Annotated in this window: 2 protein-coding genes; one reads left to right on the forward strand and one right to left on the reverse strand. The window is 50.6% G+C overall.

What is annotated here, in order from left to right; translation table 11 throughout:
* The first annotated feature begins 392 nt into the window (after window positions 1–392).
* On the forward strand, window positions 393–11,468 hold the full coding sequence (locus MHI21_RS23020; protein WP_342418964.1) for an isopeptide-forming domain-containing fimbrial protein: 11,076 nt from the start codon (window positions 393–395) through the stop codon (window positions 11,466–11,468).
* A 159-nt stretch (window positions 11,469–11,627) separates the two neighbouring features.
* On the opposite strand, the gene MHI21_RS23025 is transcribed toward MHI21_RS23020, so the two are convergent.
* Window positions 11,628–11,825: a cold shock domain-containing protein gene (locus MHI21_RS23025; protein ID WP_013312263.1), complete on the reverse strand. Its 198-nt coding sequence runs from the start codon at window positions 11,823–11,825 to the stop codon at window positions 11,628–11,630.
* Between the last annotated feature and the right edge of the window lie 136 nt (window positions 11,826–11,961).

The following is an 11,961-nucleotide window of genomic DNA, read 5'->3' on the forward strand; positions in this document are numbered from 1 at the left end:
ACGCCAAGTAAAAAAAGAGACCAACATTTCGAAGCTATTTTACAAAATTCTTCTTTTTTCGCTAAAACGCTTCCGATAACGTCATTCTTTGAAAACAGGTATGTTTAAAATTGATTTGCATACATATGTGAATAATGAGTGCATATATAAATATTCCCCGCTGACGTCATGACAAACAACTATTTTTGGCTTCATGCTAAGCGATTTTTATCGAAAAAGGGGGTGTCCCTTTCCCGCTGGACAGGTACATGGACTTGTGCGGTATGCAAGGCCTGGTTACAACCCAGACAATTTATACGAAAGGATTATTACACCCAGCCTAGCTGGCTCTTCCCTATACGGAGATCCCAAGATAACGGATTTGGAAGAGATGGAAAGTAGGAAGCTAATCCATGGCTTTTATTCAGCGTTACGTAACGAACCAGACGGGGGCTGTCACCTTTATAGGGAATACACTTGGGCTGGCACGCTCTAATTCGGTAGGAGTGCCGGGAACAACGACCAGCATTGGCGCGTTCATCACAACCAATACAGCCTCTCGCTTCGGCACGTATCCATTTGGCACGACTTCTGCCTTTACCAGTAACTCATCGACAGCATTCCTTGTGCTCCCTACGGGCAGTACGGTGCTGTATGCTGAGCTTATTTGGGGAGGAAGTTATGCCAACGGCAGTACTAATGTATTGTCTAGCGCCAGCAACCCGGTCACATTTCAGACACCTGCTTTATCTACTACGGTCAGCCCTGAATCTGCAACATCAGTCAACGTCACTAGTCTCAGTACCTATGTGAGAACAGCGAATGTCACAAATCTGGTCAGTCAAGGCGGTGCAGGGGCATACACAGTCGGAAATGTGACGGGCACCATCACGGTTCCCGATTCCACCAACACCAACCATGCCGGCTGGACGCTGGCTGTGGTGTACAATAACCCATCTCTGCCCTTCCGTAACCTGTCGCTACGTGTTGGTGGTGAAGGGGTCAGTACTGCTACAGGCTCGGTCAATGTGGTGGTGAGTGGCTTTGCCACGCCCGTACAGGGGACTTTGCGTGGTAGGGCGCTGATTAGCGCCCAAGAGGGTGACGTGGACATCACTGGTGACCGTGCGTTGTTTGGACCTACCACATCCAGTTTGACTGCGCTGTCTGGGCCTAATAATTTTTCAACTAATTTTTTTGCTTCCCAAATTAACGGAGACGACGGTACATTGGTCACGACCGGGACCTTCGGTACAACTAATGCCGTAAATGGGGCACCTGGAACGCAGGTGACGGGCGGAAGGCAAGGTTGGGACATTACCAATGTCGATATATCCTCCACGCTGCTCAACAGCCAAACCACAGGTGTCCTCCAGCTGACAACAAATGGCGACATTTACACTGTAAATGCCAATGCCATTCAAATTGATATCAATGCTCCGCTGGTGACCCTGACCAAAACAGCCAGCTCTACAGGCTTGGTTATCGGCGATACAGTGACCTATACGATTAACATTTCGAATACGGGGCTCGTCAGTGCTTCCAACACAGTGCTTACCGATACCATACCAGCCGGGGCTACCTTCGTACCCGGCAGTGTTGTTGTCGCGGGCACAGCCCAGCCAACGGCCAATCCCGCTACAGGTATCACAGTGGGCAGTGTAGCTCCTGCTTCCACGGCGACCATTACATTCCGTGCAACCGTCACTTCATTGCCAGCAAACACCCAGCTGGGCAATCAAGCATCGGCATCCTTTTCCTTCCAAACCGTGCCGGGAGGGCCTGTCATTTCTGGCAACGTTCCGTCCAACACTGCCAGTACACCAATCTACCAACCTGTTATTGGGATTGTTAAAAGTGCCAATACAACGGCTGCTACAGTTGGAGATACGATTACGTACACATTCCAGATATCCAACACGGGCAGCATTGCTGCAAATCTCAGCTTTTCGGAGAGCATTCCCACCGGATCATCCTTCATACCGGGCAGTGTGACCATTGGTGGTTCTTCCGTGCCTGCTGCCAATCCCGCTACTGGTTTTTCAGTAGGAACGATTAATACAGGTGCTACTATACCCGTGACCTTCCAAACCCTCGTCAACGCGGTTCCCGCCTCTGGGTTTTTGACCGATCAGGCAGCTTACACGTATACCTTTACACCGCCTGACGGACGTGTATTGAACGGAAGCGGGACGTCCAATACGCTCACCATTCCCATATCCTCACCAAATGTGACCGTGACAAAAGCCTCTTCCCTGGCGGCAGCCGCAGTCGGAGAGACTGTTCAATTTACTATAACCGCCACAAACAACGGAATCGCCAATGTGACCAATGTAGTCGTTACCGATCCGCTGCCAAGCGGAGTTGCCTTTGTACCTGGCAGCGTCACCGTGAACGGAACTGCTTCTGCGACTGCTACACCTGGGAACGGTATTCCGATCGGCACTTTAGCTCCAGGCGCATCGGTTACGGTTGTATTTCGGGCAGCCATTAATTCTCTGCCTTCTCCTGCACAGATCAACAATCGTGCAACTGTCAGCTTCACTTCCGGGGCCTTTACCGGATCATCTTTGTCCAATCTTGTAACCATACCTGTCGTTATTGCAGCGCCGACGATTACCAAAAGCGCCAGCTCCAACCGTGCCAGCGTTGGCGGGACGATTACTTATTCATTTCTCATCGCTAATACCGGAACTGTCGTATTAAACACGACCTTGACGGAAACTGTACCGACAGGCTCCACCTTTATTCCCGGAAGCGTCATTGTCGGCGGGTCCTCAGTGCCAGGTGCCAATCCTAATACGGGAATTTCAGTGGGCACCGTAAGCCCTGGTGCACAAATTACAGTCTCATTCCGGACGACAGTGGATTCGCTACCACCTGGGGGTGGATTAAACGATCAGGGCCTGCTCCAATATTCATATCAGTTGCAAGACGGAAGAACCCTGTCGGGCTCGCTTCTCTCCAATATTGTTTCCGTATCGATTTCGCTTCCCAACGTAGCAGTAACCAAGTCTGCGGGGTTCACATCCGTTAGTGTTGGCGAAACGCTAACCTACAGCGTGAACGCCGTAAATAACGGAATTGACCCCATCACAAACACCGTGATTACCGATCCACTCCCCGGCAGCGTGTCATTTGTGCCCGGAAGCGTAACCGTCGGTGGTTCACCTGTGAGCACAGCCGACCCAAGAAGTGGCATTCCAGTCGGCACCATTGGCGCAGGCGCATCCGTACAGGTGTCCTATGCTGTGCTGGTCAATGCCGTTCCGTCCGTACAGCCGCTGCAAAACACAGCCAGTGTCAGCTTCACCAGCGGTGCTTTTACCGGAACATCCCAGACAAATACCGTCTCTGTGCCGGTTTATCAGCCTCGCATCAGTGTGGCCAAATCTGCAAATACAACAGCAGCTACGATAGGCGACACGATTCTGTACACATTGTTGGTCACGAACAGCGGCAACTATAACGCTTCTGTAACGCTGACAGATGCTATTCCTGCCGGGTCCACATTTATGGAGAACAGCGTGGTAATCAATGGTGTTAGTCAGCCCGGAGCCAGTCCAGCAGCAGGTATTTTCATCGGAACCGTGTCGCCGCAAAGCCCTATCACATTGACATTCCAAACTGTAGTGGCTTCTCTTCCAACACCATCCCAACTGACAGACCAGGCCACCGCCGCCATTTCCTTTACCTTGCCCGATGGGCGAGTGCGAACAGATAGCACATCGTCCAACGTGTTATCCATTCCTGTGTCAGCGCCGAATGTGTCCATTTCGAAGACTGCAGACCGTTCCACCGCCATTCCGGGTGATTCGGTGTTATACACCCTGACCGTACTCAACAACGGAATCCAGACCGTGAGCAATGTGGTCGTTTCCGATCCTATCCCGGCCGGCTCTCAATTCACTGCGGGTAGCGTAACGCTGAATGTCTCCACAATAACCAGTGGAGATCCGTCTTTAGGTATCGTAATTGGGAGCATTGCCGCTGGAGGGGGAGCTACGATCACTTTCAGGGCAACGGTATCCTCTCCATTGCCAAGTCCGCCGCAGCTCACCAATCAATCGCGTGTCAGCTACACCAGCGGTGTTTTTTCAGGCGTATCCGTATCTAACCCGGTGACAGTGGCTTTGAACGCTCCGGTGTTAAGCGTAAGCAAAACCGCTGAGCCTATATCAGCCACAGTCGGAAACATCGTAACGTACTCTGTGGCAGTAACCAACAGCGGTAATATTGCAGCTGCTGCCACATTGATAGACAATATCCCCGCAGGCTCAGCACTGGTACCGAACAGTGTGGTTGTCAACGGTGTTCCTATTCCCGGTGCCAGTCCCGAAACAGGTCTGTCTATTGGCTCCATTGCACCTGGAGCCGTGACTCAAACAACTTTTCAGGTGGTGATTACTTCCGTGCCTTTACCTCCCCAACTCACCGACCAGGCGAATATCAGCTTTTCCTTTCAACCGCCGGATGGCCGGATTGTTAACGGCAATGTTTCGTCCAATATTGTCACAATTCCTGTATCATCACCCAATGTGCAGGTAAGCAAAAGTGCTTCGGTAGCTGACGCAGTTCCCGGTGATACAATAACTTATACCATTACAGCTACCAATAGCGGAGTCCAAACCGTGACGGATGTTCGGGTAAACGATACGATCTCGTCGGGCTCCACTTTTGTTCCTGGCTCGGTTATTGTAAATGGAACGACATTGCCGTCAGCCAGCCCCTTAACGGGGATACCAATCGGTTCCATCGCTGCTGGAGCGTCAACAACCGTCACCTTTTCCGTGTCTGTCAACAGCCTGCCTGACCCACCTCAGCTGAGTGATCAGGCTACAGTTTCTTTTACCAGCGGTACACTGAACTTTACATCACTCTCCAACACAGTGGTCGTCCCTGTTTACCAGCCTATTATCAGTCTTGTTAAAACCGCAAATACGAGTCAAGCAACGGTAGGCGACACCGTAGTCTATACACTCACCGCCCAAAATACAGGTAATCTAGCAGCGACTGCCACCTTCACCGATGCCATTCCATCAGGCTCCTCCTTTATACCGAATAGCGTCACCGTGAACGGTCTGCCTGTTGCTGGAGCCAATCCTCAATCAGGGATAGTGGTCGGAAACATTGCAGCAGGGGCTTCTGTCGCCCTTACCTTTCAAGTGGTCATTAACGCTGTCCCTGCTGGTCTGGGTCTATTAAATCAAGGTTCGGCCACATTCACCTTCCAGCCACCTGACGGCCGCACATTAAATGGAAGCGCACAATCGAATCCGGTGTTCATTCCCGTATCCAATCCGAATGTCACCGTGACCAAAACGGTCAATCAGACCTCTGTAGCCTTCGGCGATACCATTACGTATACCATTAACGCAGTAAATAGCGGCATTACACCCGTAACGGGAACTGTCTTTATCGACCCGATTGCTGATGGCACTACTTTTATACCTAACTCCGTACAAGTCAATGGTGTCACTATACCGGGAGCCAACATCGCCACAGGCGTATCCGTAGGCACTATCCCTGCTGCCAGCTCAGTAACGGTCACCTTCCAGGCAACGGTAACATCCTTGCCAGCGTCAGGTTTGTCAACGGATCAGGCAACGGTCTCCTTTAATTCCGGGGCTTTCGCAGGTCAATCCTCCTCGAATCAGGTCAGCCTGCCTGTATTTCAGCCAATTTTGAATGTGACCAATACCCTCAGTGCAGATCGTGCAACCGTAGGGAATACACTTGGCTTTTTCATCACTGTAACCAATACCGGCAACGCGCCCGCAGAAACGGTCGTGCTTGATCTGTTGTCCAGCTCGCTTAGTCTGAATCAAAATAGCGTACTGGTCAACGGTTCGCCCATTCCCGGAGCAGACCCGATTACAGGCATTAATATCGGTTCAGTTGCCCCAGGCGCGACGGTAACCGTCTCGTTCAGCGCCGTGGTCATATCGGTACCACCTGGGTCCATACTGACCAACCAGGCAACTGTGAGCTACACGTTCCAATTGCCCGATGGACGAACGCTGAGCGGAAGCGGAGCGGCCCTGCCTGTATCCATTCCAATCTCGTCACCGAATGTAACAGTCACGAAGGCAGCTGATGTGGCTGTCGCTGTCGTGGGTGATTCTGTCCCCTATGTCATAACTGCGTTTAATAACGGACTCGATCCGGTTACTAACGTAATCGTCACGGATACTATTCCTTTTGGAACTGCCTTTGTCCCGGGCAGCGTTACAATCAATGGTACTCCTGTTGTTACAGCCAACCCGCAAAACGGCATTCCTGTCGGAACGCTTGGAACTGGGGGCGGAGCCACCATTCGCTTTTTGCTTAACGTACAATCACTGCCTTCGCCAGCGTCCATTACCAATGAAGCGACCGTCAGCTTTACTTCAGGTGCATTTAACGGATTTTCGGTATCCAATCCCGTTACCATCCCTGTGTATCAACCGATCGTCACTGTAACTAAAAGCGCGGGAACGGGAAGAGCTACGGTTGGAGATACGGTAACCTATACATTCTCCGTTACGAACTCTGGAAACATCGGCGCAGATACCGTCCTTAGTGATCCCATCCCGGCAGGGGCTGCCTTTATCCCTAATAGTGTAGTGATCAATGGCACCGCCGCACCTGGCTCAGATCCAAGTGTTGGGATTCCATTAGGTATCATAGGTGCAGCTACGACCATCACTCTGACCTTTCAGGCAGTCATTACCTCACTGCCCGCATCAGGTACATTGGTCAATCAGGCGACTGCAGCTTACAGCTATCAACCTCCAGATGGTCGTGTCCTGACTGGAAGTGCAGTATCTCCGTCCGTGACCGTCTCGGTCTCTTCACCAGATGTGGACGTTATCAAAACAGCCTCCGCTACAGATGCCGTAGTCGGAGATACCATTACGTATACTGTGATTGCTACGAATAACGGAATCAGTCAAGTCGTTAATGCCGTTGTATCTGATCAACTGCCACCCGGTACCAGCTTTGTTCCGGGTAGCGTAACCGTGAATGGAACTTCGGTGCCTGCTGCGTCGCCAAGCTCCGGTATCCCTGTAGGCACCATTGCTGTAGGTGGTTCGGCAGCAGTTACATTCCAGGTCTCCGTCGTTAGTCTGCCGCAACCGCCGCAAATAACCAATCAAGCGACCGTCAGCTTTACTTCAGGCGTGTTGACTTCGTCTTCGCAATCCGATCCGGTTACCTTACCCGTTTATCAGCCGATCATCGGCCTGACCAAAACCGTCAATACCGTCAACACACAGATCGGATCAACATTGGTCTATACCCTGACGCTAACTAATACCGGAAATATTGCCGTTATACCTGTGCTGTCAGATAACATCCCCGCAGGTTCTGAACTACTGCCTAACAGCGTAGTCGTTAACGGCATCCTTGTCCCGGGAGCTTCACCAGTTACAGGCATAACGCTCGGATCACTGGCCCCTTCAGGCAGTATTACAGTGAGTTTCCAAACCATCGTCTCGTCTCTGCCAACTCCGCCTATATTGACCGACCAAGGGCAAGCGGACTTTACCTACTCACCACCTGACGGTAGAGTACTGAGCGGTTCTGTCACATCGAATACAGTCAATGTTGCTGTGTCTGCACCTAATATTCAGGTGATTAAAACATCCAGCCTGGCAGCCGCTGTAGTCGGAGATACGATCAGATATACACTGAGCATCACGAATAGTGGCGTGGATTCAGTCACAGATACTGTTGTAACCGATACAATTCCTGCAGGTACCTCCTTCGTTCCGGGCAGTGTCCTAATCGACGGAGTAGCCTTCCCTAATGCCTCTCCGGTTGCTGGAATTGCCATCGGAAACGTCGCACCTGGAAATACATTCGTCGTCAGTTTCCAGACAACTGTCCAGTCTTTGCCGCAGCCACCACTGCTCACAGATATTGCAGCCGTCACGTTTACTAGCGGAACGTTCACTGGCACTGCCTTTTCCGATCCACTCATCGTACCTGTGTTCCAACCGTTAATTGCAATTACTAAAGCATCCAGCACTCTTAACGCCTCCGTCGGCGATACACTGACCTACACGATTACAGCCATGAATAGCGGCAATATTGCAGCAGCGCTTACCATCAGCGATAACATCCCGGCCGGATCGACTTTCCTTGCCAACAGTGTCAGCATTGCTGGCAGTCCGCAACCTGGGTTGTCCATCGAAACTGGCGTTCCAGTTGGATCCGTGCTGCCAGGCGGAACGGTATCCGTAACGTTCCAAACCGTTATCAATACTCTGCCTAATCCACAGGTACTGGTCGATCAGGCATCAGGCTCATTCACTTTCCAACCACCAGATGGCAGAACTGTATCCGGATCAGCTGTATCCAATTCAGTTAGTATCTCTGTATCCTCACCAGACGTTAGCATTGTCAAAGGAACGGCGGCTACCGACGCCATTATTGGCGATATCATCACCTACACACTGGCTGTCTCCAACAATGGGATCAGTACAGCCAATAATATAGTGGTTTCAGATATAATTGCGGCGGGAAGCTCCTTTGTAAATGGCAGTGTTACCATAAACGGCACTTCCTTCCCTGATGGAAACCCTGGATTTGGTATTGCCATCGGTACGCTCGCTCCAGGAGCTGTTACTACCGTTACGTTCCAGGTTCGAGTCGACTTCTTGCCAACACCGGCACAATTAACTAATCAGGCATCCGTTAGCTTTACCAGCGGAGTATTTACAGGTAGCTCAACATCTAATGTAATAACCATTCCGGTCTTCCAGCCGATCCTGACAGCAGTCAAAACAAGCAATACCAATAATGCCACCGTCGGAGACATCATCACTTACACGATTGTCGTATCCAACACGGGTAACATTGCAGCCTCAACTACTGTAAGTGACAATATTCCGGACGGCTCTGTATTCCTTCCGAACACAGTCTCGATTAACGGCATTGCAGCTCCCGGTGCAAGCCCGGTTTCCGGCATCCCGACTCCAGTCATACCACCAGGACAATCGGCAACCGTCACTTTCCAAGTGCTGGTATCTTCCATCCCTGCAACCGTACTGCTGGTAGATCAGGCTGAGGTAGACTATCGCTTTAATGCACCAGATGGACGAGAGGCAGGCGGTTTCCATTTATCCAACATCGTTGAGGTTGCCGTTTCATCCCTAGACATCACATTAAGCAAAAGCGTAAGCTCACCTTTCGCCACTACTGGCGATACCTTGACGTATGAACTCGTGATCCTCAACGAGGATACGAATACCGTGCAAGATGCCCGTTTGCTGGATACTTTGCCAGAGGACATCGAGTTTATTACAGGTTCAGTTCAGATTAATGGATCTACGGTGGCAGAAAGCGATCCCGGAACCGGCATACCTTTGCCACCGTTAGAAGCGAATACCAAGACTGTCATATCCTTTGATGTCCGTATCACAGCGACAGAACAGCCAGGGCCACGTACGAATCAGGCGCGCTTGTTACTCTCAAATGGTGAAGAAGCGAGTGCTGTTTTGTCCAATGCTGTCACCATTGCCTTACTTCAGCCTGTGGTGAAACTGATGAAAATAGCCAGCACGGAGAGCGTACAGCCAGGTCAAAGCATCACCTATTCCATCGTCGCAGAAAATACGGGAAATATCGGTGCGTTTGGCTTGTTAACGGACTCATTGCCATCGGAGCTTTCTTTTGTTGCTGGCTCTGTTTCGGTTAATGGAACCCCTCAATATGGAGTCAGTCCAGGGCAAGGCATTGCCCTAGGCACCATCGCACCAGGAGAAAAAACGACTACCGTCTTCTCCGCGCTTGTCGTTCGTGCCTCCGAGTCTGGCACACTGGTGAATCAAGCTTCGCTGGCTTACTCCTACCAGCTGCCGGACGGACGAAGCACGAATCTGGTAACTGCTTCACCTTCTGTCTCGGTTAAAGTAGCCCCTACTGCTAGAGGAGCCTTGTCAGCCGTGCTACGCACAACAGTGTCTACTGTCGCATTAGGGGATGCTGTACCTTATCAGCTGACTCTTGTTAACGATGGAGGCTCGGTCATTACCCATGTAGTATTAGCCGATTACGTACCGAATGGAACCATCATAAACCCGGATAGCTTGAGAATTAACGGTTCTCCACCTGCTTCAAGCAAGCCGGGTGAACCATTATTTATCGGCAGCTTACAGGCGGGACAGACAATGGATATATCCTACAGCGTGAACGTTCAGTCTCTGCCTCTCGGAGGACGTCTAAACAATAGCGTACGGCTTCAATATGCTGGCAGTGACGGTGCGAGCGAGGTTACCAGCAACACCGTGACTATAACTGTTTTTGATCCACAGCTTGCCGCAAGTATCTCTACGGAAAATACGGAGGCCATCGCAGGAGAAAGCCTTACTTATACGGTACTGCTCAACAACTTTGGCAACGTAACATCCGAAGTTACACTGCAAAATTTCATTCCTGCCGGGACTCTATTGATTCCTGACAGCATACAGTTGAACGGTCAATCACTGTCAGGAACCGATCCTACTGTCGGTGTTAGCCTTGGGTCTGTGGAACCTGGGCAGTCATTGACACTGACTTATCAAGTGACCGTATCGGAGACGCCTCCATCCGGTTACATCGTAAATCAAGCTGCCCTTGCCTACTCGTTTACGTTACCTGGAGGAAGAACCGTGTTGGGAACATTGACTACGAATACCGTTACCATCCCAGTGGTATTCCCGCTGCTCGAATTAGTTAAAAAGGTGAGTACCACGGATGCCTCTGTAGGCGACACACTCACCTTCACCATACAGATTACAAACAAAGGAGGAATCCCAGCGCAGTATCCGCTGTTCACAGACCCGTTGCCGCATGGACTCATTTATGTACCCAACAGCCTTACTATCCAAGAAGAAGCACAGCCAGGCGCTAATCCCGCTGTAGGTATCACGCTCCCGGATATTGCACCAGGGGAGACGCTCACCCTTACGCTCCAGGCGCAAATTCGTGAAGCACCAGCAGATGGAACATTCAGCAACCAAGCCACCATCGAATATACCTCACGTCGTAGTGGAGGAGAGACCATCCAGGAAACAACCCAAACCAACACCGTCGGCGTGACCGTTATTGCAGCCATCCCTAAACTTACGCTTAGCTCCAGCGCTTTGCGTGTCGGCCAAGAAGATACCCTGTCCTTTACCGTCCATGTGGAAAACATCGGAAATACCCCACTGGAAGAGCTCTTGCTCACTGCACCATTTGCAGCCGAAGATTTCATTTTGCTACGAACGGTCACCGTGAATTCTGTGCCGCTTCCGCATCCTAACCTGCTCCAAGGTATTCCGTTAGGTCGGCTTGACCCAGACCACAAAGCCGTCATCGTCTTTTCTTTCGACATCGAATCTGCGCTCCGCGCGTATCTGATCGCCCAGGTCATCCTGCGCTATCAATTCCGCTATCCAGACGGAAGCGTAGAGAAACAATCTGCCTCCTCCAATACCATTTTTGTGGAGATGGCTGACTTTGATGGTTCTCTAGAGTAAACCTTCTATTGTGTTGAGCTCCTTACCACCGGGTAAGGGGCTTTTTTATGTAATTAGAAAACATAAAAAAGCCCTGGAATATATTCCAGGGCAGTTGCTAGCGCGTTATCCATTGCTAACCATCTTACCAATTATGTAGGTCGGCTATGCCGGGGATGATTATAATTTGGTTACGTTAGCGGCTTGTGGTCCACGTGCGCCTTCGACAATGTCGAACTCCACGTCTTGTCCTTCTTCAAGTGTTTTGAAGCCTTCTGTTTGAATTGCGGAAAAATGTACAAATACGTCGCCGCCGTCAGACGTTTCAATGAAACCATAACCTTTTTCTGCGTTAAACCATTTTACTTTACCTTGCATGCACTAACATTCCCTTCGTCATCAAATGAAGTGAAGCTCTCGCCCACATTTCCGACTATACCACCCAAAGTTATCCATTGTCAATTGGAATTGATAATGTTTTCATTCATAGTTATTCCAATTTTACAAAGCAATC

Origin of the sequence: Paenibacillus sp. FSL H8-0168, assembly GCF_038592955.1 — a bacterium.
GTDB lineage: Bacteria > Bacillota > Bacilli > Paenibacillales > Paenibacillaceae > Paenibacillus > Paenibacillus polymyxa_B.